The sequence below is a fragment of the Streptomyces sp. L7 genome (genome assembly GCF_050990935.1).
Classification (GTDB): domain Bacteria; phylum Actinomycetota; class Actinomycetes; order Actinomycetales; family Microbacteriaceae; genus Leifsonia.
Genome location: NZ_CP194644.1, coordinates 3,061,538 through 3,083,032, shown reverse-complemented (window position 1 = coordinate 3,083,032; position 21,495 = coordinate 3,061,538). Strand labels below are relative to the sequence as shown.

Genomic DNA, 21,495 nt, shown 5'->3' with positions numbered 1-21,495 from the left:
GGATGTGTTCTACAGGGCGGTGTCTCCGGACGGAGCACCGCAGACCATCAAGGAGTTCCTCCGTGCGGCAGATCATCATCATCGGTTCCGGCCCTGCCGGTTACACGGCGGCCATCTACGCCGCTCGCGCCAACCTCAAGCCGCTGCTGATCGCCTCCTCTGTCGAGGCCGGCGGCGAGCTGATGAACACCACGGAGGTCGAGAACTTCCCCGGCTTCCCCGATGGTGTCATGGGCCCCGACCTCATGTTCAAGATGCAGGCGCAGGCCGAGAAGTTCGGCACCGACATCGTCCTCGACGACGTCGTGTCCGTCGACCTCTCCGGCGACGTCAAGACGGTCACCCTCGGCTCCGGCGCCGTGCACGAGGCGCTGTCGGTGATCTTCGCCACGGGCTCCGCATACCGCAAGCTGGGCCTGGAGGACGAGGAGCGTCTGTCCGGTCACGGCGTCTCCTGGTGCGCCACCTGCGACGGCTTCTTCTTCCGCGAGCGCACGATCGCCGTCGTCGGCGGCGGTGACTCGGCGATGGAGGAAGCGACGTTCCTGACCCGCTTCGCGGACAAGGTCTACGTCATCCATCGCCGCGAGTCGCTGCGTGCCTCAAAGATCATGCAGGAGCGCGCCTTCGCCAACGAGAAGATCGAGTTCATCTGGAACTCGGAGGTCGTCGGCATCAGCGGCGACGAGCAGGTGCGTGCGGTGACGCTGCGCAACCTTGAGACCGGCGAGCAGAGTGAGCTGGAGCTGCAGGGCCTGTTCATCGCGATCGGCAACGACCCGCGGGTGCACCTGGTCCACGGCCAGCTCGACCTCACTCCGGAGGGGACCATTGCGGTCGCCGGCCGGACCTCCAAGACGAAGGTCGCGGGCGTGTTCGCCGCGGGCGACGTGATCGACCCCACCTACCGCCAGGCGGTCACCGCCGCCGCGTCGGGGACGGTCGCCGCGCTCGACGCCGAGCACTACCTCACGACCCTCCCCAAGGACCTGCTGGAGCGCGCGGCGGAAGGCGCGTCCGGCGATCTCGAACTCACCACCACCGCATAAGGAGAATCAGCAACTATGTCAGCAGCACGTTCCGTCACGGACGCCACCTTCGAGCAGGACGTCCTCAGCAGCGGCAAGACCGTTCTTGTCGACTTCTGGGCCGAGTGGTGCGGTCCGTGTCGTGCCGTCGGCCCGATCCTCGACCAGATCGCCGCCGAGCACGCGGACAAGATCGAGATCGTCAAGCTCAATGTGGACGAGAACCCGCAGACCGCGGCGAAGTACCAGATCACCTCCATCCCCGCGATGAAGGTCTATCAGGGCGGAGAGGTCGTCAAGACCGTCATCGGCGCAAAGCCGAAGCCCGCCCTCGAGGCCGACCTGGCCGCCTACCTCGCGTAGCGCGACAGCCAGACAGCTTCCACACACTGTCAGACCCGTCCGGCGCTCACCCGCCGGGCGGGTCTTTCGTATATCCGGGAGACGGCTCGATTTCCAGCGGGACGCGTGCCGCCCCTAGCATGAATGAACGACACGAGAAACGGACGATTCGTGACAGAACAGGGCAGCCCTCGCCAGCAGGGCAACAATCTGGACCCGTGGTATCACCACTACGCACAGCGCACCAGCGGCCTGGCCGCCAGTGAGGTCCGAGCCCTGTTCGCCGTCGCCAGCCGGCCCGAGGTGGTCTCGCTGGCCGGCGGCATGCCGTACGTCGCGGCACTCCCCGACGATCTGGTGGTCGGGGCGATGGACCGGGTGATGCGCGAGCAGGGTCCGGTCGCCCTCCAGTACGGCTCCGGCCAGGGTGTGCCGGCGCTGCGGGAGCAGATCCTGGAGGTCATGGCGCTCGAGGGGATCAGCGGCAGCGCCGACGATGTCATCGTGACGACCGGCTCGCAGCACGCGCTCGAACTGTTCAGCAAACTGTTCATCGACCCGGGCGACGTCGTGCTGGCGGAGGGTCCCAGCTATGTGACGGCGATGGTCATCTTCCGCTCGTACCAGGCAGAGGTCGACCACATCCCGATGGATGAGCACGGCTTGATCCCGGAGGCCCTGCGCGAGCACATCGCCCGGCTGAAGGCAGCGGGCCGGCGGGTGAAGTTCCTTTACACGGTGCCGACCTTCCACAACCCGGCCGGCGTGACCCTGTCGTGGGAGCGACGGCTCGAGGTCCTCGAGATCGCCCGCCAGAACGACATCCTGGTGCTGGAGGACAACCCGTACGGGCTGCTCTACTTCGGTGAGAAGCCCCCTGCGGCGATGCGCTCGGTCGAACGCGACGGCGTCGTCTACCTCGGGACCTTCTCGAAGACCCTGGCGCCCGGATTCCGGGTCGGCTGGGCGCTCGCTCCTCACGCCATCCGGGAGAAGCTGATCCTCGCCAACGAGGCGGCCGTCCTGAGCCCGAGTTCGTTCAGCCAGCTGGTGATCTCGGAGTATCTGCGCGACGCCGACTGGCGGGGCCAGATCGACACCTTCCGCGGCGTGTACCGCGAGCGCAAGGAGGCCATGATCTCCGCCCTTGAGGAGCACCTACCCGAGCTGTCTTGGACCAACCCGAACGGCGGCTTCTACGTGTGGCTCACGCTGCCGCCGCATCTCGACTCCAAGGCGATGCTGCCGCGTGCCGTGACCGAGCTCGTCGCGTACACGCCGGGCACCGCGTTCTACGGGGACGGATCTGGTGCGCAGAACATCCGGCTGTCGTTCTGCTACCCCACACCGGAGAACATCAAGGTCGGCGTCCGGCGGCTCGCCAACGTCATCAACGGTGAGCAGGACCTCCTGGACACCTTCGCCGGGACCGGTCCGCTCACAGCGTCGCGCGCCACTCACACCAGCCCGAACCCGCCGACCGACCTGCGCTGACGGACGCGTCACACAGCGTCCTCTACGCTCCTCCAGTCGATCCATCGCCGAAGAAAGAGCAGATCATGGCCGAAAAAGAAGCACTCGACATCGTCGTTCTCGCCGGCGGCATCTCGCATGAACGCGACATCTCGCTGCGCAGCGGCCGACGTGTCGCCGACGGTCTCCAGTCGCTCGGGCACCACGTCACCGTGCGCGAGCCGGACGGCGCTCTGCTCGGATACCTCAGCGAGAGCCGCCCGGACGTCGTCTGGCCGGCCCTGCACGGATCGAGCGGCGAGGACGGCGCCCTCCGCGCGCTGTTGGAACTCGCCGGCGTTCCGTTCGTCGGGTCGACCACCGACGCCGCCCGCCTCGCCTGGTCGAAACCGGCCGCCAAGACGGTCGTCTCGCGCGCCGGCATCGCCACTCCCGCGTCGATCACGCTTCCCAAGGAGACCTTCCGGGAGCTCGGCGCCAACAGTGTGCTGGCGACGGTGCTCGGCGCGTTCGATGTCCCGCTCGTGGTCAAGCCTGCGCACGGCGGTTCTGCGCAGGGTGTCACCATCGTCACGGCAACGGAGGAGCTCCCGCGGGCGATGGTCGACGCGTACACGTACGCCGATGTCGCGCTGATCGAGCGGAAGATCGCCGGCGTCGAGGTCTCCGTCGCCGTGCTCGACACGGGCGACGGTCCGATCGCCCTCCCACCCGTGGAGATCGAGCCGATCGAGGGCCCCTACACGTTCGATGCGCGGTACAACGCGGGGGAGACCCGGTTCTATGTGCCGGCGCGGCTGGACGAGTCGACGATCAAGGCCGTCTCGGCCGCGGCAACCGCCGCGCACGCGGCGCTCGGTCTCCGTCACCTGTCCCGAGTCGATCTGATCGTCGACGCGGGCGGTGTCCCGTGGTTCCTGGAGGCGAACGTCCTCCCGGGTCTCACCGAGACCTCGATCATGCCCCAGGCGATCGCAGCATCCGGTCGCGACCTCGGGGATGTCTACGCGACGCTTGCGGCAGCGGCGATCGCGGACGCGGGGGAGTGATCGGGGTTTCACGTGAAACGGGGGAGGCTGACTCAGCCTCCCCCGTTTAGCTGTGGCGGGGTTTCACGTGAAACGGACCGGCGAGCTGTACGTCGGCTGGCCGATCTCATCCAGAATCCGGTTCAGGTCCTGAATCGTGGCGAAATCGACCACGATCTGGCCTTTTCGTGCGCCCAAGCTGATCTTCACGCGCGTGTTGAGGCGATCACCGAGCCGCTCGGCCACCTCGTCCAGGTGACCGCGGTGCTTGCCAGGGGAGGCCTTGCTCCGAACCGGCTTCGGCGTCCGGCTGGCGGCGGCCTCCGCAGCGCGGACCGAGAGCTCCTCGTTGACGATCTTGTCCGCCAGCCGCACCATCGCGTCCTCGTCGTCGCCGACCGAAAGGATCGCGCGAGCGTGGCCCGCGCTGAGGACGCCGGCCGCTACCCGCGACTGCACCGGCGCCGGCAGCTTCAGCAGGCGGATCGTGTTGGTGATCTGGGGGCGCGAACGACCGATCCGGGTCGCGAGCTGCTCCTGCGTGATTCCGAAGTCCGCCAGGAGCTGCTGGTACGCCGACGCCTCTTCCAGCGGGTTGAGCTGCGATCGGTGCAAGTTCTCGAGGAGCGCATCCCGCAGCATGTCCTCGTCCGCGGTGTCCTTGATGACCGCAGGGATGCTGTCGAGCCCGAGCTCCTTGGTCGCGCGCAGCCGACGCTCGCCCATGATGAGCTCGTACTTGTCCACCTGACCGGCGAGTGGCCGCACGACCACGGGCTGGAGCACACCGACCTCGCGGATGCTCGCCACCAACTCGTCCAGCGCCTCCCGGTCGAACTCCACGCGCGGCTGCACGGCGTTCGGGACGATGTCAGCGGGGGAGAGGTTCGCAAGCCGCGCTCCGGGCACCGCGACGAGCTCTTCCGTCGCCACTGCGGACGTCTGCGGGAAGAATACGTCCACCGGTCGCGACGACTGATCGCTCGTGGGGATCAGTGCGCCGATACCGCGTCCCAAACCAGTGCGCTTCGCTGCCATTAGCGGGGTACTCCTCTTCGTGCGATTTCAGCGGCCGCCTCGAGGTACGAGAGCGAGCCGGATGAGTTCGCGTCATAGCTGATGACGCTCTGCCCGTAGCTCGGTGCCTCCGAGATCCGCACGGAGCGCGGAATGATCGTGTCGAGCACCTCGTCAGGGAAGTGTTGCCGGACGTCGTCGGCCACCTGATGGGCCAAGTTGGTCCGCGAGTCGTACATGGTCAGCAGAATCGTCGACACCTGCAGCTTTGGATTGAGGTGACGCTCGATGAGCTGGATGTTCTTCAGAAGCTGGCTCAGGCCCTCGAGCGCGTAGTACTCGCACTGAATCGGGATGAGAACCTCGGTAGCAGCGACGAACGCGTTGATGGTGAGCAGCCCGAGCGACGGCGGGCAGTCGATGAGGACGTAGTCGATGTCGTACTCGTCGAGGAAGCGACCGAGCGCACGCGAAAGGCGCTGCTCACGTGCGACCATGGAGACGAGTTCGATTTCCGCACCGGCGAGGTCGATGGTGGCGGGAATCACGAAGAGCCCGTCGAACTCCGGACTCTTCTGGATGACCTCCTCGAGCTCCTTGTCGTTGACGATCACATCGTAGACGCTCGGTGTCCCCTCACGATGCTCCACACTCAACGCTGTGGAGGCGTTCCCCTGGGGATCGAGGTCGATTGCCAGCACCCGCGCGCCAGACTTCGCCAGCGCCGCCGCAAGGTTCACGACCGTGGTCGTCTTGCCGACGCCGCCTTTCTGATTGGAGATCGTGAAGATCCGTGTCTGCGATGGTAACGGCAGCGTCGCTGAAGCGATGACTTGTCTCCTCCTGGCCAGATCCTGAATCTCCCGGGCGAGTGGTGTCGACGCGTCGAAGGTGGCTTCACCCACCTCTACGGGAGCATTCTGATCGGGTTGTTTCACGTGAAACCTCGTCGCTTGGTTCGGTGTACGGCCTCGCCGCGGTGGAGAAACTGGAACGCGGTGCGAACCACTCGTCAACTCTAGCTTGCATGTCCAACCACACCCCTCAGCATCGCTGGGGCTGTGGAGAACCCGATTTTCCTCAGCGCACCCGTGCCCGGATAACGCGCGTGACGTCGTCGAGAACGCCCTCGCCGAGAGTGAGCACCTCGACGTCGCGAACGCGGAACTTCCGTAGTTCCTTCGTCGCAGCCTCGACCTCAGCGGCCGCGCCAGCGCCCTTCATGAGTATCAACTCGCCACCATCACGGAGCAGGGGAGCGGTCAACGGAATCAGCTTGCGGAACGCGCTCACGGCACGTGCGGTCACCTGATCCAGCGGCTGGGTCAGGCGCACGTCCTCTGCGCGATCGCGCACGACAGACACGTTGTCCAGGCCGAGTTCGTCGACCTGCTCGGAGAGCCACGCAACCCGACGCTCCATCGGCTCAATCAGCACGAAGTCGACGTCCGGTCGGGCAATGGCCAGTACGAGACCCGGCAAGCCGGCCCCGCTGCCAACGTCACCGACATGGCCGGGGTTGAGCAACGGCGCCACGATCGCACAGTTCAGGATGTGGCGCGTCCAGATGCGGGGAGTTCGAGCGGGCCGATGAGGCCACGCTCCTCGCCCTGCGCCACCAGGTTGGCTGTGAACGCACGTGCGACACTCAGTCGCTCACCGAAGAGCTCTGCAGCGACCGAAGGTTCGGTCTCGACGGAATCAATCACCGTTTCACGTGAAACTACGCCGCAGTGATAACCGTGTGACGGTCACGACCCTCGCCGCGCGAGTTCGACACGTAACCACGCTCGGACACGATGTCGTGGACCAGTTTCCGCTCGTACGACGACATGGCCGGGAGGGAAGCCTCCGCCGAGCCCTCTTCGAGGCGCGCGATCGCCCGGTCCACCAGCGTCGCGAGCTCCGCCTGGCGCGCATCGCGCGAGCCGGCGATGTCGAGGATCAAGCGAGAGAAGCCGCCGGTCTGGTTCTGAACCGCGAGGCGGGTCAACTCCTGGAGCGCAGCGACCGTGTCCGGCTTGGACAGCAGGCGCAGGTTGGTTCCTTCGTCGGCGTTCACCGAGATGTAGGCTCGGCCGTTCCGAGTGTCGATGTCGATGTCGCCGTCGATGTCGGCAATGTCGAGCAGCTCCTCGATGTAGTCCGCGGCAATGTCGCCCTCGCGGTCGAGGTCGGCAGCGGGCGCCGACTCGGCGTCGCCGTCGACGTCTGCGGTGATGGGGGAGTGGACGGCTTCCTCGTCGGAAGGCGTGAACTCGGTCTGCACGTCGGTCATATCCCTACTTCTTTCCGGCCTGCTTCTTCGCACGGTTCTTATTCACCGGCTGCGCGCGCTGGGTCGTCACCGGCTTCTGCTGCTGCGGCACTTCATCCACTTGGAGGACGACGGCGCCGTCCTGCACGAGCTTGCCCTTACGAGCCAGGCGGGCCTCGCGCGCCTTGGCCGCGTCGGAGCCCGGGGTCGGCATGTTGCGGATCACCAGGAACTGCTGCCCCATCGTCCACAGGTTCGAGGTCAGCCAGTAGAACATGACACCGAGCGGGAAGGCGAAGCCGGAGAACAGGAAGACGAAGGGGAGCAGGTACAGCAGGATGCGCTGCTGCTTGAACTGCGGGCTCGCCTTGGTCTCCGGCGACATGTTCTTGGAGACGATCTGGAGCTGGGTGAGGAACTGCGATCCGGTCATGAGCACGACCATCGTCGCGGCGATGACCATGACGGCGACCTGCTGCGGGTGGGCGTTCAGCGCACCCTGGAAGCTCTGGTGCAGTGGCGCGACGCCGAACAGCGTCGAGCTGCCGAACTGTTCGGCGAGCGTCGCGTTCAGCGGGCCGACGCCGGCCTTGCCGCTCTGCGCGCCGTTGAGGACCTGAAACAGGGCGAAGAACACGGGCATCTGAAGCAGCAGCGGGAGGCAGGAGCTCAGCGGGTTGGTGCCCGTCTTCTTGTAGAGCTCCATCGTCTCGCGCGACATCGCCTCGCGGGAGAACTGGTCCTTCTTGCCCTTGTACTTGTCCTGGATCTTCTTGAGCTGCGGCGCGATCTCCAGCATGCGTCGCTGGTTCTTGATCTGCCGGACGAAGATCGGGATCAGTGCCGCACGGACGACGACGGTCAGACCGACGATGGACAGCACCCAGGTGATACCCGCCGCCGGGTCCATCCCCATGGTGCTGAACAGCCAGTGCCAGGCGACGAGGATGAGTTCCACGACCCATTTGATGGGCCAGAGGATGGTACCGATGATGTCCATGTCTGGGTGCTAGGCCTTTCCCTGGCTGGTGGCGACGACGAATCCGAACGGAGTGACCCGGTAGCGGCGCTTCTTCTTGAGGGGGACGTCATCGACCCCTCCGGCTGCCCACGGGTGGCAGCGGGCGATCCGGCGAATTCCGAGCGCGCTTCCAACGATCACCCCGTGCTCCTGAATCGCCTGCAGCGTATAGGCGGAGCACGAGGGGTAGTACCGGCAGACGTCGCCGTAGAGCGGGGAGATCACCGCGCGGTACGCCCGGAGCACCAACACGGCAGCGTTCCTCGGAGCGAGGAGCACTGCGGCGATCGCGGTGTTCATGGACGGACGTTGCCTTCGCTGGTGTCCCGCGGACGGCTGTCGCGCGGACTGGTGGTGTGGCGGCTGAGGAAACGGTCGGTGGCCCGCGAGACCTCACCGTGCAGATTAGCCCACGTCACTTGGGCGGAGGCTGGCAATGCCCGGATGACGATGTCCAGGCCTGCGCCGCCGGCGGGCGCCGACGAGAGGCGGGGGAGCAGTTCGTAAGCCGCAGCCTTGAGCCGGCGTCGCACACGGTTGCGGACGACCGCGTTACCGACCACCTTGCTCACGATGAAACCGAAACGCACCACGTCGGAGTCGCGATTGAACCGGACGTAGGCGATCATGCTCACTTCGTTGAAGCGCGCACCTCGTCGCACGGTCGCCCGGTACTCCGCGCCCCGCGTGATGCGATGGTTCTTCGCGAGCACGCGTCGCGCCCTGACCCGGAAGCGGCTCTGACCCGGAAAGGGTCAGGCCGAGAGCTTCTCGCGGCCCTTGGAACGACGCGCCGACAGGATGGCGCGACCGGCACGCGTGCGCATGCGGAGGCGGAAGCCGTGGGTCTTGGCGCGCTTGCGGTTGTTCGGCTGGAACGTTCTCTTGCTCATGTCTATCTCCGTGGTGGTCTCTTCACAGGCCGGTGCTGAATGGATTCGGCCAGCACGGGGAGGCCAGGAAAGTTTCTGGGCAGCCGAAACGGCTGAAGTCAACCTATTAAAGCTACGTCCTTAAGGCGACCCGGGTCAAACCGATCGTCCTGAAACCCTTGATTATGCACGGGATTTGCAGGAACCGAGCGAACGACGCGCCGGAGTATTCCTCGAACCGAATTTGATCCACACCTGTGGACAAGTTAGCGTGAACTCCTAAGTTATCCCCAGGCCATCCCAAAAAGGGCCGGAGATCGCTACGGTATTGCACACACAGCGGTGGATAACTCTGTGAATACCCACGGCGGCGTCCTTGCCGCCAGCCCAGCGCGAGTCACACGGGGGACGACTCGTCTCGCGTCGGGCCGACGGCATCCACGAATTTCGAAGACGGGGAACGATGGCAGGCGGCGAAGAGTCCATTTCTGCGGCATGGCAGAACGTGCTCGACAATCTCGAGACGGACGACCGCATCACACCCCAGTTGCACGGCTTCCTCAGCCTGGTCGAGCCCAAAGGCATCATGGCCGGAACCTTCTACCTCGAGGTGCCCAACGAGTTCACGCGCGGGATGATCGAGCAGCGCAGCCGCGTCCCCCTCCTCAACGCGATCGGCAACCTCGACCAGGCGCTCGAGGTCAACACTTTCGCGATCGTGGTGAACCCCGAGATCCAGCAGGAGTCGATGGCCGGCCCCGCCGAGCCGGAGCCCGCCCCCTATCTGGACGCCGTCGCGCCGATGATGGCGCCGCCGACCGAGATCACCGCGCCCCCGCGCAACGGCGACACCCGTCTCAACTCCAAGTACAGCTTCGACAACTTCGTCATCGGCCAGTCGAACCGGTTCGCGCACGCGGCCGCGGTCGCCGTCGCGGAGGCGCCGGCCAAGGCGTACAACCCCTCTTCATCTACGGCGACTCCGGCCTGGGCAAGACCCACCTCCTGCACGCGATCGGCCACTACGCGATGAGCCTCTACCCGGGCATCCGCGTGCGGTACGTCTCGAGCGAGGAGTTCACGAACGACTTCATCAACTCGATCGCCAACAACCGGGGCTCGTCCTTCCAGGCGCGCTACCGGAACATCGACATCCTGCTGATCGACGACATCCAGTTCCTGCAGCGCGCGGTCGAGACGCAGGAGGCGTTCTTCCACACCTTCAACACCCTCCACGACCACAACAAGCAGGTGGTCATCACCAGCGATCTCCCGCCGAAGCACCTGACGGGCTTCGAGGACCGGATGCGCTCGCGCTTCGAGTGGGGCCTGATCACCGACGTCCAGGTCCCCGACCTGGAGACCCGCATCGCGATCCTCCGCAAGAAGGCCCAGAGCGAGAAGATCCTCGTCCCGGACGACATCCTCGAGTTCATGGCGTCGAAGGTGTCGAGCAACATCCGCGAGCTGGAGGGAACGCTGATCCGCGTCACCGCCTTCGCGAGCCTGAATCGCACCCCGGTCGACATGCCGCTGGTTCAGACGGTGCTGAAGGACCTGATCACGCTCGACGACGACAACGTGATCGCGCCGACCGACATCATCACCAACACCGCGGAGTACTTCAAGCTCAGCGTCGACGACCTCTACGGCTCGAGCCGCTCGCAGGCGGTCGCCACGGCACGGCAGATCGCGATGTATCTCTGCCGCGAACTGACGAACCTCTCGCTGCCGAAGATCGGCCAGCTCTTCGGCGGCCGCGACCACACGACCGTGATGTACGCGAACAAGAAGATCAGCGAGCTCATGAAGGAGCGGCGCTCGATCTACAACCAGGTGACCGAGCTCACCAGCCGGATCAAGCAGAACCACCGCTACGGCAAGTAAGCCGGCGCACGGTCTCGACAGCGCGCCACGCCGCGGCGCTCGAGAAAGTTATCCACAGATCGATCCCCAGAGTGGGGAGAGTTCGTTATTAACACCTGGGGATAACTTGTGGAGAAGTTCCGGAAAGTCGCTCGATTAATGGGGACGAACGGTTCCCGGCTGTGAAAAGCCGTCGATCGGGCTGACGCTCGAAATCCTTGTCAACAGAGGGATTCCACCGGTCATCAACAAGTAACGAGGGTGTAGTTCCCGCTGATTGCAAGGTATCCACCGAGTTATCCACAGTTTCCACAGCGGTTAACACCATTAATGATTAATCCTTCTCAGTTAAGGCCGGCCGACAACCTCAAGCGCTTGCTCGAATGACAACTTCTGCGTCGAAGGCCAAGCGCTAGGATCGGTGTCGTTCGTATCCGAGCGCCGACCAAGGGGAGACTTCGTGAAGTTCCAAGCCAATCGGGATGTCTTCAGTGAGGCCGTCTCCTTCGCCGTGAAGCTTCTTCCCCAGCGGACGACCCTCCCCATCCTGAGCGGCGTTCTGATCGAGACCACGGACACCGGACTGCAGCTCTCGTCGTTCGACTACGAGGTCTCGGCGCAGACGGAGATCGCTGCCGAGGTCGAGGAGCCGGGTCGCGTGCTCGTCTCCGGGCGGCTCCTGGCCGAGATCGCCGCCAAGCTCCCGAACGCGCCCGTCCAGTTCTCGACCGAGGAGTCCAAGATCGTGGTCCGCGCCGGATCGGCGAACTTCACGCTGCTCTCCATGCCGGTCGAGGAATACCCGAGCATCCCGCAGGTCGGCGGCGACGCCGGACTCGTGCCCGCCGAGGAATTCGCCGAAGCCGTCGCCCAGGTCGGAGTCGCGGCTTCCCGGGACGATGTCACCCCGGTGATCACCGGCGTGCAGCTCGAGGTCGGGAACAACACGCTCGGCCTGGTCGCGACCGACCGCTACCGCGTCGCCGTACGCGAGATCGACTGGGACAACGGCACCACCTCCGGCGAGCCGCAGACCGCGCTCGTCCCCGCGCGCACCCTGACCGAGATCGGCAAGACCTTCGGCCACTCCGGGACGGTGTCCATCTCGATCACGAACCGCGACGACCGCGAGCTCATCGCGTTCACGGCGGACAAGAAGACCGTGACGTCCCTGCTGATCAAGGGCAACTTCCCGCCGGTGCGCCGGCTCTTCCCCGAGCAGGTCGACAACTACGCGGTCATGAACACCGCCGAGCTCATCGAGGCGACGCGCCGCGTCTCCCTCGTCCTGGAGCGCGAGGCAGCGCTCCGTTACACCTTCACCGCCGACGGACTGACGCTGGAAGCGATCGGCTCGGAGCAGGCGCAAGCATCCGAGAGCATCGACGCTCTCCTCACTGGCCAGGAGACGGTGGTTTCATTGAAGCCGCAGTTCCTGCTCGATGGTCTCGGTGCCGTGCACTCGGAATTCGTGCGCATCTCCTTCACCAAGACCGAGAACCCCAACAAGCCGGGCCCGGTGCTCATCACGAGTCAGACCTCGAAGGATCAGTCCGGTTCGGACTCCTACAAGTACCTGCTGCAGCCCAACCTGCTGCTGCGCTAGGACCCGGTCCCGCTCCACGAGAGAAGAAGGACAATCATGCACATCGGCCTCATCGGTCTCGGACGCATGGGCAACAACATGCGCGCCCGCCTGGAGAAGAACGGCATCGAGGTCACCGGCTACGACACGAATCCCGACGTGTCGGATGTGGCCACCCTCGCCGACCTCGTCGCGACCCTCCCGCTCCGCGGACCGTCTGGGTCATGGTGCCGGCCGGCGAGATCACCGACTCGGTGATCACCGACCTCAAGCCGCTGCTCGAGAAGGGCGACCTCGTCATCGACGGCGGCAACTCGAAGTTCACCGAGGACTTCAAGCACGCCGAGCAGCTCGCCCCGAAGGGCGTCGACTTCATGGACGCCGGCGTCTCCGGCGGCATCTGGGGTCTGGACAACGGCTACGGCCTGATGGTCGGCGGCTCCAAGGAGCAGGTCGAGCGCGTCATGCCCGTGTTCGACGCGCTGCGCCCGGAGGGCCCGCGCGACGAGGGCTTCGTCCATGTCGGAGAGGTGGGCGCCGGCCACTACGCGAAGATGGTGCACAACGGCATCGAGTACGCGCTGATGCAGGCGTACGCCGAGGGCTACGAGCTCCTCGACACGCGCAAGGACATCATCAAGGACGTCACCGGCACGTTCAAGGCGTGGCAGCGCGGCACGGTCGTGCGCTCCTGGCTGCTCGACCTCCTGGTGCGCGCCCTGGAGCAGGACCCGGAGTTCGAGCACATCGAGGGCTTCGTGCAGGACTCGGGCGAGGGCCGCTGGACCGTCGAGGAGGCGCTCAACAACGCCGTCCCCGTTCCGACGATCAGCGCCTCGATCTTCGCGCGCTTCGTCTCCCGCCAGAAGGACTCGCCCGCGATGAAGGCGGTCGCCGCCCTCCGCAACCAGTTCGGCGGCCACGCCGTGAAGGCTGTGGACTAACCCTCCTTGAGAGTTACACATCTTTCCCTGACTGATTTCCGCAACTATCGCACCGCGGATGTCCCGTTCGCGGCCGGCGCCAATCTGTTCGTCGGCCGCAACGGTCAGGGCAAGACCAACCTCGTCGAATCGCTCGGCTACCTGAGCACCCTCGGGTCGCATCGGGTGTCGAGCGATCAGGCGATGATCCGCAAGGACGCCGACGCGGCGATCGTCCGGGCACGCATCGAGCACGACGGCCGGGAGCTCCTGGTGGAGGTGCAGCTCAACCGCTCGTCGGCCAACCGCGCGCAAGTGAATCGCGGCGCGATCAAGCCCCGCGAGTTGCCGCGCTACTTCTCCAGCGTGCTGTTCGCCCCGGAGGATCTCGCGCTGGTCCGGGGGAGCCCGGCATCCGCCGCCGGTTCCTCGATCAGCTCCTGATCCAGCGGAGCCCGCGTTTCTCCGCCGTCATCTCCGACTATGAGCGCGTGCTGAAACAGCGGAACACCCTGCTGAAGTCGGCGCGCGCCTCCCGGGTGAAACCGGACCAGCTCGGGACCCTGGACATCTGGGACGACCGGCTGGTCGCGCTCGGCACCGAGCTCCTGGATGCCCGACTCGACCTGGTCTCCCGGCTGAGCGATCCCCTCGTCGCGGCGTACCGGTCGGTCGCCGGCGACGACCACCATCCCCGGCTCCTTCCGCAGCTCACCATCCGCGGCGCGCACGTCGACGACGAGGACGACGACGCCGAGACAGATGTAACCACCTCATCCGGTGACACCGCCGAGGTCTTCCGCGGCGCGCTCGCGGCCGTCCGACCGAAGGAGCTGGAGCGCGGCCTCACACTGGTCGGCCCGCACCGCGACGACGTGCTGTTCGAGCTCAACGGCCTCCCTGCGAAGGGCTATGCCAGCCACGGGGAGTCCTGGTCGTTCGCGCTCGCACTGAAGCTGGCCTCCGCCGAGCTGCTGCGGCGGGAGTCCTCGACAGGCGATCCCGTCCTGATCCTCGACGACGTGTTCGCCGAGCTGGATCAGGCTCGCAGGCGCATGCTTGCAACCGCCGTAGCCGGTTACGAGCAGGTGCTCATCACGGCGGCTGTCTACGACGACGTCCCGGAGACCCTCACCGCCCACACCGTGCGGATCGAGGCCGGGACTATCGTGGGATCGTGAGCGAGGCGTCGGCCGTCTACCTGCGGATGAAGGAGCTCTTCACGGGCACACCGTCGCGTCGGCGCGCGAAGCGAGCGGCGGACGACCCCTCCGCGTCGAAGCCGTTCGGCGCCGGCCGCGACCCCCGCGGGCTCGGCGATGTGGTCGACGCGCTCGCCCAGCAACTCGGCTGGACGGCGCCGCTGGCGAAATCCGACCTCCTGGAAGGTTGGGAGCAGCTGGCCGGAGAAGAGACGGCGAAGCATGCCGTTCCCGACCAGATCACGGACGGCGTGCTGGTCGTGCGCTGCGAGTCCACGGCCTGGGCGACGCAGCTGCGGATGATGCGCTCGGAGCTGCTCGTGCGCATCGGCGAGCGGTTCCCGGACGCCGACATCCAGTCGATCCGTTTTCAGGGGCCGGACGCCCCCTCCTGGAAACGCGGTCCCAGGTCGATTCCAGGGCGCGGTCCGCGCGATACTTACGGCTGATTGCACAAAAGAGGTCGCCCGTTCGAAGAAAACGCGTCAGATGGGCGATTTCGGGCAATCCGACTCCCTGCCCTTGGTAGAATGGAGAGTCACTGTCGAGTGCGGTCAGGAGCCAAATTTCATATGACGATGGAACCGAACAGGGCCGAGGCGGAACACGACTACGGCGCGAATGAGATCCAGATCCTCGAAGGTCTCGAAGCCGTCCGCAAGCGACCCGGAATGTACATCGGCTCCACCGGCCCCCGCGGCCTCCACCACCTGGTGTACGAGATCGTCGACAACTCCGTCGACGAGGCGCTCGCCGGCCACGCCGACAACATCGAAGTGACCATCCTCCCCGACGGCGCGGTCCGCGTGGACGACAACGGCCGCGGAATCCCCGTCGACGAGCACCCGGTCGAGAAGAAGTCGACGGTGGAGGTCGTGCTCACGATCCTGCACGCCGGCGGCAAATTCGGCGGCGGCGGTTACGCGGTCTCCGGTGGCCTGCACGGTGTCGGCAGCTCGGTCGTCAACGCCCTGTCGTCGCGGCTCGACGTCGAGGTCCACCGCCAGGGCTACGCGTGGCGCCAGAGCTACCGCGACGGTGTGCCGCAGGCGCCGCTCGAGCAGGGCGAGGCGTCCGACCGTACGGGAACGATCATCACGTTCTGGCCGAGCCCGGTGACCTTCGAGACCGTCGTGTTCGACTACGACACCCTCCGCACCCGATTCCAGCAGATGGCCTTCCTCAACAAGGGCCTGCGCATCTCCCTCAGAGACGAGCGCGCCCCCGAGGTGGAGCCGGTGGAGGGCGAGGTCGAGGACGAGGCCGAGGTGTTCGCCCCGCGCTCGGACGTCTTCCTCTACGAGCGCGGTCTGACCGACTACGTGCACTACCTCAACGCCGCGAAGAAGGCGGAGGTCGTGCACGAGGAGATCATCTCGTTCGAGTCAGAGGACAACGACCGCAAGATCGCGCTCGAGGTCGCGATGCAGTGGACGACGAGCTACAACGAGTCCGTCTTCACCTACGCGAACACGATCAACACCCACGAGGGCGGAACGCACGAGGAGGGCTTCCGCGCGGCGCTGACCACTCTGGTCAACCGGTACGCGCGTGAGAAGAACATCCTGAAGGAGAGGGACGACAACCTCTCCGGCGAGGACGTGCGCGAAGGCCTCACCGCCGTCATCTCCGTCAAGCTGTCCGAGCCGCAGTTCGAGGGCCAGACCAAGACCAAGCTCGGCAACACCGAGGCCAAGGCGTTCGTGCAGAAGGTCGTCGGCGACCAGCTCGGCGACTGGTTCGACCGCAACCCGAATCAGGCGAAGGAGATCATCCGCAAGGCCCTCTCCGCCGCCACCGCCCGCCTCGCCGCCCGCAAGGCGCGCGAGACCGCGCGCCGCAAGGGCCTCCTCGAGAGCGGCGGGATGCCGGGCAAGCTCAAGGACTGCGCGTCCAAGGACCCGACCCTGTCCGAGATCTTCATCGTCGAGGGCGACTCGGCCGGCGGCTCCGCCGTACAGGGCCGCAACCCGGAGACCCAGGCGATCCTCCCGCTGCGCGGCAAGATCCTCAACGTCGAGAAGGCGCGGCTCGACCGCGCCCTCGCGAACAACGAGGTGCAGGCCATGATCACGGCGTTCGGCGCCGGCATCGGCGAGGACTTCAACCCGGAGAAGGCGCGGTACCACAAGATCGTGCTGATGGCCGACGCCGACGTCGACGGCCAGCACATCACGACGCTGCTCCTGACGCTGCTGTTCCGCTACATGCGGCCACTCATCGAGCTCGGCTATGTGTACCTCGCGCAGCCGCCGCTCTACCGGCTCAAGTGGTCGAACGCCGAGCACGAGTACGTCTACTCCGACCGCGAGCGCGACGCGTTCCTCGCGGAGGGCGTCGCCGCAGGCAAGCGCATCCCCAAGGACAACGGGGTGCAGCGCTACAAGGGCCTGGGCGAGATGGACTACAAGGAGCTGTGGGAGACCACGATGAACCCGGAGACGCGCACGCTGCTCCAGGTCACGCTCGACGACGCGGCCGCCGCCGACGAGATCTTCGCCACGCTGATGGGCGAGGACGTCGAATCGCGCCGCTCGTTCATCCAGAAGAACGCCAAGGACGTGCGCTTCCTCGACATCTGAGGAAGCGCGACGACGAGACCCCACGGTCTGAGAAGAGAGCACTGTGACGGACGAGACCCCCACCGGCGAAGGCTTCGGCATCCACGGCAGGATCGACCAGGTCGACCTGCAATCGGAGATGCAGCGGTCGTACCTCGACTACGCGATGAGCGTCATCGTCGGGCGCGCGCTGCCCGAGGTGCGCGACGGCCTCAAGCCGGTGCACCGGCGTGTGATCTACGCGATGTTCGACGGCGGCTACCGCCCGGACAAGGCGTTCTCGAAGTGCGCCCGCGTCGTCGGCGATGTGATGGGCCAGTTCCACCCGCACGGCGACTCGGCGATCTACGACGCGCTCGTGCGCCTCGTGCAGCCGTGGAGCCTCCGCTACCCGCTCGCGCTCGGCCAGGGCAACTTCGGCTCGCCGGGCAACGACGGCGCAGCGGCCCCGCGGTATACCGAGACCAAGATGGCCCCGCTGGCGCTGGAGATGGTCCGGGACATCGACGAGGAGACCGTCGACTTCCAGGACAACTACGACGGCCGCACGCAGGAGCCGGCCGTCCTGCCCAGCCGCTTCCCGAACCTGCTGGTGAACGGCTCGGTCGGCATCGCGGTCGGCATGGCCACGAACATCCCGCCGCACAACCTCCGGGAGGTCGCGGACGGCGCCCTCTGGCACCTCGCCCACCCGGAGGCGCCGCGCGAGGAACTGCTCGAAGAGCTGATCAAGCGGATCAAGGGCCCGGACTTCCCGACGGGCGCGCAGATCCTCGGCATCAAGGGCATCCAGGATGCCTATCGGACCGGCCGCGGTTCGATCACGATGCGCGCCGTCGTCAGCATCGAAGAGATCCAGGGCCGCGTGTGCCTGGTGGTCACCGAGCTGCCGTACCAGGTGAACCCGGACAACCTCGCGATCAAGATCGCCGAGCTGGTGAAGGACGGCCGCGTCGGCGGCATCGCGGACATTCGCGACGAGACCTCGGGCCGCACCGGTCAGCGTCTCGTGATCGTTCTCAAGCGCGACGCGGTCGCGAAGGTCGTGCTGAACAACCTCTACAAGCACACCCAGCTGCAGGAGAACTTCGGCGCCAACATGCTGGCGATCGTGGACAACGTCCCGCGCACGCTCGCACTGGACGGCTTCATCACCGCGTGGGTCGACCACCAGATCGAAGTCATCGTGCGCCGCACGCGCTTCCGCCTCCGCAAGAAGGAGGAGCGCGCCCACATCCTGCGCGGCTATCTCAAGGCGCTCGACGCGCTCGACGAGGTCATCGCGCTCATCCGCCGGTCGCCCACCGTCGAGGACGCGCGCGAGGGCCTGAAGGGCCTGCTCGATGTCGACGACGTGCAGGCCGACGCCATCCTCGCGATGCAGCTCCGCCGGCTGGCCGCTCTGGAGCGCCAGAAGATCATCGAGGAGCACGACCAGATCGAGCTGGAGATCGCCGATCTCAAGGCCATCCTCGCGGACCCGGTGCGTCAGCGCACGATCGTCAGCGAGGAGCTCACCGAGATCGTCGACCGTTTCGGCGACGACCGTCGCACCGAGATCATGTTCGGCTTCGACGGCGACATGAGCGTGGAGGACCTCATCCCCGAAGAGGAGATGGTGGTCACGGTCACCCGCGGCGGCTACATCAAGCGCACGCGCAGCGACAACTACCGAAGCCAGCACCGCGGCGGCAAGGGGGTCAAGGGCGCCCAGCTCCGCGGGGAGGACGTGGTCGACCACTTCTTCGTGACGACGACGCACCACTGGCTCCTCTTCTTCACGAACAAGGGCCGCGTCTACCGCGCCAAGGCTTACGAGGTGCAGGAGGCCGGCCGCGACGCCAAGGGCCAGCACGTCGCCAACCTGCTCGCCCTGCAGCCGGACGAGGAGATCGCGGAGATCCTGGACATCCGCGACTACAAGGCGGCGAAGTACCTGGTGCTCGCCACCCGCGACGGCCTCATCAAGAAGACGGCGCTGGAGGAGTACGACACCAACCGGTCCGGCGGCATCATCGCGATCAAGCTCCGCGAGGACGACGAGCTCGTCTCCGCGCTGCTGGTCGAGGAGGACTCCGACCTCCTGCTGGTCTCCCGCAAGGGCATGTCCATCCGCTTCACCGCCAGCGACGAGGCGCTGCGCCCGATGGGCCGCTCCACCTCGGGCGTCATCGGGATGCACTTCCGCGGCGAGGACCGGCTGCTCGACGCGGCCGTCGTCTCCGACGAGGGCTACGTGTTCGTGGTCACGGAGGGCGGCTACGCCAAGCGCACGTCGGCCGACCAGTACCGCCTCCAGGGCCGTGGTGGTCTGGGCATCAAGGTCGCGAAACTGAGCGACGACCGTGGGGATCTGGTGGGTTCTCTCATCGTGGATGAGGACGACGAGGTCCTGGTGGTTCTTGCCAGCGGCAAGGTGGTACGCTCTGCCGTGGCCGAGGTACCCGCCAAGGGCCGTGACACTATGGGTGTCGTTTTTGCACGTTTCGCCGAGACCGACAAGATCATCGCTCTGGCGAAGAACACCGAGCGCAACCTGGATTCCCAGGAAGCCGATGCAGAATCGGTAGCCGACGATGAAACCGGTCGTGCCGGGAAGGATGAAGCCGTAGATGAGCAGTAGCGTCGCCGAGAAACTCGCGAGGAAGTCGACCCGACGACCCACGTCCGCCAAGCAGGTGCGGCTGAAGCTCGTCTACGTCGACTTCTGGTCGACCGTGAAGCTCTCGTTCCTCGCGGGCATCTGCCTGGCGATCATCGCGATCGTCGGCACATTCCTGATCTGGACGGTCCTCGACCGCACCGGCATCTTCGACCAGCTCAACGGTCTGGTGAAGGACGTCTCCGGCGCGAGTGGCGGCGACCTCCGCTCCGTGCTCGGCCTCGGTCAGGTCATGGGCTTCTCGCTGGTGGTGGGCATCCTCGACATCGTCGTGGTGACCGCGCTCGGCGCCGTTTTCGCGCTGCTCTACAACCTGTCGGTCAAGATCACGGGCGGTCTGCTCGTGGGCTTCACCAACAACTGAGCGCGGGCGGCACTCGATTTCGCCATCCGGGCTCAGATCAGGTACCCTCTAATCTGTTGCCCATTCGGGGATATAGCTCAGGCGGTTAGAGCGCTTCGCTGATAACGAAGAGGTCCGAGGTTCAAGTCCTCGTATCCCCACCATGTGTCGTGACGGACACCATCTCCCGGGGCCTTAGCTCAGTTGGTAGAGCGCCTGCTTTGCAAGCAGGATGTCAGGAGTTCGAATCTCCTAGGCTCCACAGTCTTATTTCGTCGCGAAGCCCTCGGGCCGAGCGTGCGCGGGCTCAGCTGCCCACCGCGCCTGGCGGTTCGATCGGCCGCGTAGCCACCGTGCTCGAGTAGGCGATGCTCGTCGTCACACTGCCGAGGGACCCGATCGTTCCGGAGACCTGCTCGAGGTGGCGCATCGATGTCGCGACGACCTTCAGGATGAAGCAGTCGTCGCCCGTGACGTGGTGCGCCTCCACGACCTCCGGAGTCGCGGCCAGCAGTTCGTGGAGCGGCTGGTACTGGCTGCTCGGATAGCGCAGCCGCAGGAACGCGAGGATGCCGTAGCCCAGCCGCTCGGGGTCGACGATCGCGCGGTAGGCCGAGATGACCCCGGCCTCCTCCAACCTCCGAATGCGTTCTGCGACCGCACTGTTCGACATGTGGACGGTACGGGCGAGTTCGGCGACCGACTGCCGGCCGTCGCGCTGCAGCTCGCCGAGCAGGGCGCGATCGACTCCGTCGGCGGCGAATGGAGGATTCACGGTCATGGCGCGATTCTGGCACGGAATTCCCGGTCGGACGGCCCGAACGCCGAGTATCGTCTGTTCAGATCGCGTTTGTGCCGCCCTACTGTTGTGTGCATGACGATGACGACCACGACCAGCGAGGCCGCGCAGCATTTCGCCGCGAAGCTCCGGTACGAGACCGACCCCTCCGATGTGCGCGCCGCGCAGATGGCGGGGGACCGCTTCGCACTGATCGACAGCCGCGGCGAGGCGGCCTGGCGCCAGGGCCGCATCGCCGGCGCGATCCACCTCCCGACCGCGGAGATCGGCAGGCGAGCGACGGAGGTCCTGCCGCTGGACATGCCGGTGGTGGTGTACTGCTGGGGCCCGGGATGCAACGGCTCGACCCGTGCCGCGCTGGCATTCAGCCTGGCGGGCTACGAGGCGCGCGAGCTGATCGGCGGCTTCGAGTACTGGGCGCGCGAAGGCCTCCCGGTCGAGGACGACCACGGGCCGGTCGTCCGCGGCGCCGACCCGCTGACAGCGCCGGTCGACGGGGTGAGCTGCGCCTGCTGA

The 21,495-nt window shown here is 66.2% G+C and carries 19 protein-coding genes, 2 tRNA genes and 3 pseudogenes; 15 read left to right on the top strand and 9 right to left on the bottom strand.

Going from position 1 to position 21,495, the window contains the following annotated elements; translation table 11 throughout:
* The first annotated feature begins 2 nt into the window (after positions 1-2).
* The 4 genes from trxB (at position 3) to ACR5MH_RS15495 (ending at position 3,892) form a co-directional block, all read left to right on the top strand.
* Positions 3-1,049, top strand: a complete 1,047-nt coding sequence (gene trxB / locus ACR5MH_RS15510) for a thioredoxin-disulfide reductase (RefSeq protein ID WP_433861929.1) — start codon at positions 3-5, stop codon at positions 1,047-1,049.
* A 15-nt stretch (positions 1,050-1,064) separates the two neighbouring features.
* Positions 1,065-1,391 (top strand): thioredoxin, encoded by a 327-nt coding sequence (gene trxA, locus ACR5MH_RS15505; RefSeq protein ID WP_179604159.1) that lies wholly within the window; start codon positions 1,065-1,067, stop codon positions 1,389-1,391.
* A gap of 150 nt (positions 1,392-1,541) precedes the next feature.
* A complete protein-coding gene (locus ACR5MH_RS15500) occupies positions 1,542-2,864 on the top strand; it encodes a PLP-dependent aminotransferase family protein (protein WP_433861928.1) in 1,323 nt (440 codons plus the stop codon).
* Between the two features lie 65 nt (positions 2,865-2,929).
* Complete coding sequence (locus ACR5MH_RS15495) at positions 2,930-3,892, top strand: D-alanine--D-alanine ligase family protein (protein ID WP_433861927.1); 963 nt, start codon at positions 2,930-2,932, stop codon at positions 3,890-3,892.
* Between the two features lie 63 nt (positions 3,893-3,955).
* Here ACR5MH_RS15495 and ACR5MH_RS15490 read toward each other — a convergent pair whose 3' ends face one another.
* From ACR5MH_RS15490 to rpmH, 8 genes are all read right to left on the bottom strand, one after another.
* Positions 3,956-4,909 carry a ParB/RepB/Spo0J family partition protein gene (locus tag ACR5MH_RS15490; RefSeq protein ID WP_433861926.1) on the bottom strand — a complete coding sequence of 318 codons (954 nt, stop codon included), beginning with the start codon at positions 4,907-4,909 and terminating at the stop codon, positions 3,956-3,958.
* Positions 4,909-5,793: a ParA family protein gene (locus ACR5MH_RS15485; RefSeq protein ID WP_433861925.1), complete on the bottom strand. Its 885-nt coding sequence runs from the start codon at positions 5,791-5,793 to the stop codon at positions 4,909-4,911. Before ACR5MH_RS15485 ends, ACR5MH_RS15490 begins: the two co-directional genes overlap by 1 nt.
* Before the next feature lie 175 nt (positions 5,794-5,968).
* Positions 5,969-6,457 (bottom strand): 16S rRNA (guanine(527)-N(7))-methyltransferase RsmG, encoded by a 489-nt coding sequence (gene rsmG, locus ACR5MH_RS15480; protein WP_433862661.1) that lies wholly within the window; start codon positions 6,455-6,457, stop codon positions 5,969-5,971.
* A gap of 154 nt (positions 6,458-6,611) precedes the next feature.
* On the bottom strand, positions 6,612-7,166 hold the full coding sequence (locus ACR5MH_RS15475; protein ID WP_431348002.1) for a protein jag: 555 nt from the start codon (positions 7,164-7,166) through the stop codon (positions 6,612-6,614).
* 4 nt (positions 7,167-7,170) lie between these two features.
* Positions 7,171-8,145, bottom strand: a complete 975-nt coding sequence (gene yidC, locus ACR5MH_RS15470; protein WP_431348001.1) for a membrane protein insertase YidC — start codon at positions 8,143-8,145, stop codon at positions 7,171-7,173.
* A gap of 9 nt (positions 8,146-8,154) precedes the next feature.
* A complete protein-coding gene (gene yidD, locus ACR5MH_RS15465; RefSeq protein ID WP_431348000.1) occupies positions 8,155-8,466 on the bottom strand; it encodes a membrane protein insertion efficiency factor YidD in 312 nt (103 codons plus the stop codon).
* Positions 8,463-8,879 carry a ribonuclease P protein component gene (rnpA, locus tag ACR5MH_RS15460; RefSeq protein ID WP_431347999.1) on the bottom strand — a complete coding sequence of 139 codons (417 nt, stop codon included), beginning with the start codon at positions 8,877-8,879 and terminating at the stop codon, positions 8,463-8,465. Before rnpA ends, yidD begins: the two co-directional genes overlap by 4 nt.
* Before the next feature lie 42 nt (positions 8,880-8,921).
* Positions 8,922-9,059, bottom strand: a complete 138-nt coding sequence (gene rpmH / locus ACR5MH_RS15455; RefSeq protein ID WP_021763546.1) for a 50S ribosomal protein L34 — start codon at positions 9,057-9,059, stop codon at positions 8,922-8,924.
* A 489-nt stretch (positions 9,060-9,548) separates the two neighbouring features.
* Between rpmH and dnaA the strand changes: the two are divergent.
* The 10 genes and pseudogenes from dnaA to ACR5MH_RS15405 form a co-directional block, all read left to right on the top strand.
* A pseudogene (dnaA, locus tag ACR5MH_RS15450) lies at positions 9,549-10,925 on the top strand (chromosomal replication initiator protein DnaA); the annotation flags it as partial.
* Between the two features lie 439 nt (positions 10,926-11,364).
* Positions 11,365-12,510, top strand: a complete 1,146-nt coding sequence (gene dnaN, locus ACR5MH_RS15445; RefSeq protein ID WP_431347998.1) for a DNA polymerase III subunit beta — start codon at positions 11,365-11,367, stop codon at positions 12,508-12,510.
* A gap of 36 nt (positions 12,511-12,546) precedes the next feature.
* Positions 12,547-13,433, top strand: a pseudogene (gnd, locus tag ACR5MH_RS15440) (phosphogluconate dehydrogenase (NAD(+)-dependent, decarboxylating)).
* A 6-nt stretch (positions 13,434-13,439) separates the two neighbouring features.
* Positions 13,440-14,593: pseudogene (gene recF / locus ACR5MH_RS15435) on the top strand (DNA replication/repair protein RecF).
* Positions 14,590-15,063 (top strand): DUF721 domain-containing protein, encoded by a 474-nt coding sequence (locus ACR5MH_RS15430; RefSeq protein ID WP_433861924.1) that lies wholly within the window; start codon positions 14,590-14,592, stop codon positions 15,061-15,063. The pseudogene recF and the gene ACR5MH_RS15430 overlap by 4 nt, the downstream one beginning before the upstream one ends.
* Before the next feature lie 129 nt (positions 15,064-15,192).
* Entirely contained in the window at positions 15,193-17,196 is a 2,004-nt protein-coding gene (gyrB, locus tag ACR5MH_RS15425) for a DNA topoisomerase (ATP-hydrolyzing) subunit B (protein WP_433861923.1), read from the top strand.
* Between the two features lie 43 nt (positions 17,197-17,239).
* On the top strand, positions 17,240-19,798 hold the full coding sequence (gene gyrA, locus ACR5MH_RS15420) for a DNA gyrase subunit A (RefSeq protein WP_431347996.1): 2,559 nt from the start codon (positions 17,240-17,242) through the stop codon (positions 19,796-19,798).
* Positions 19,788-20,201, top strand: coding sequence for a DUF3566 domain-containing protein (locus ACR5MH_RS15415; protein WP_369961733.1), 414 nt, complete (start codon positions 19,788-19,790; stop codon positions 20,199-20,201). Before gyrA ends, ACR5MH_RS15415 begins: the two co-directional genes overlap by 11 nt.
* 66 nt (positions 20,202-20,267) lie before the next feature.
* A tRNA-Ile gene (locus ACR5MH_RS15410) sits at positions 20,268-20,344 on the top strand.
* A 25-nt stretch (positions 20,345-20,369) separates the two neighbouring features.
* Positions 20,370-20,442, top strand: a tRNA-Ala gene (locus ACR5MH_RS15405).
* A gap of 45 nt (positions 20,443-20,487) precedes the next feature.
* On the opposite strand, the gene ACR5MH_RS15400 is transcribed toward ACR5MH_RS15405, so the two are convergent.
* The gene (locus tag ACR5MH_RS15400; RefSeq protein ID WP_431347995.1) at positions 20,488-20,961 is read right to left on the bottom strand and encodes an Lrp/AsnC family transcriptional regulator; all 474 of its coding nucleotides are present in this window, start codon (positions 20,959-20,961) and stop codon (positions 20,488-20,490) included.
* 93 nt (positions 20,962-21,054) lie between these two features.
* Between ACR5MH_RS15400 and ACR5MH_RS15395 the strand changes: the two genes are divergently transcribed.
* Positions 21,055-21,495, top strand: a complete 441-nt coding sequence (locus ACR5MH_RS15395; protein WP_431347994.1) for a rhodanese-like domain-containing protein — start codon at positions 21,055-21,057, stop codon at positions 21,493-21,495.

What these genes read in the sequence shown, in the direction of transcription:
- ACR5MH_RS15490 (WP_433861926.1), bottom strand. Translation starts at nt 4,909, where the DNA reads ATGGCAGCGAAGCGCACTGGTTTGGGACGCGGTATCGGCGCACTGATC.
- yidC (WP_431348001.1), bottom strand. Translation starts at nt 8,145, where the DNA reads ATGGACATCATCGGTACCATCCTCTGGCCCATCAAATGGGTCGTGGAA.
- ACR5MH_RS15415 (WP_369961733.1), top strand. Translation starts at nt 19,788, where the DNA reads ATGAGCAGTAGCGTCGCCGAGAAACTCGCGAGGAAGTCGACCCGACGA.
- trxB (WP_433861929.1), top strand. Translation starts at nt 3, where the DNA reads ATGTGTTCTACAGGGCGGTGTCTCCGGACGGAGCACCGCAGACCATCA.
- ACR5MH_RS15475 (WP_431348002.1), bottom strand. Translation starts at nt 7,166, where the DNA reads ATGACCGACGTGCAGACCGAGTTCACGCCTTCCGACGAGGAAGCCGTC.
- gyrB (WP_433861923.1), top strand. Translation starts at nt 15,193, where the DNA reads ATGGAACCGAACAGGGCCGAGGCGGAACACGACTACGGCGCGAATGAG.
- ACR5MH_RS15395 (WP_431347994.1), top strand. Translation starts at nt 21,055, where the DNA reads ATGACGATGACGACCACGACCAGCGAGGCCGCGCAGCATTTCGCCGCG.
- yidD (WP_431348000.1), bottom strand. Translation starts at nt 8,466, where the DNA reads ATGAACACCGCGATCGCCGCAGTGCTCCTCGCTCCGAGGAACGCTGCC.
- trxA (WP_179604159.1), top strand. Translation starts at nt 1,065, where the DNA reads ATGTCAGCAGCACGTTCCGTCACGGACGCCACCTTCGAGCAGGACGTC.
- ACR5MH_RS15400 (WP_431347995.1), bottom strand. Translation starts at nt 20,961, where the DNA reads ATGACCGTGAATCCTCCATTCGCCGCCGACGGAGTCGATCGCGCCCTG.
- rpmH (WP_021763546.1), bottom strand. Translation starts at nt 9,059, where the DNA reads ATGAGCAAGAGAACGTTCCAGCCGAACAACCGCAAGCGCGCCAAGACC.
- ACR5MH_RS15495 (WP_433861927.1), top strand. Translation starts at nt 2,930, where the DNA reads ATGGCCGAAAAAGAAGCACTCGACATCGTCGTTCTCGCCGGCGGCATC.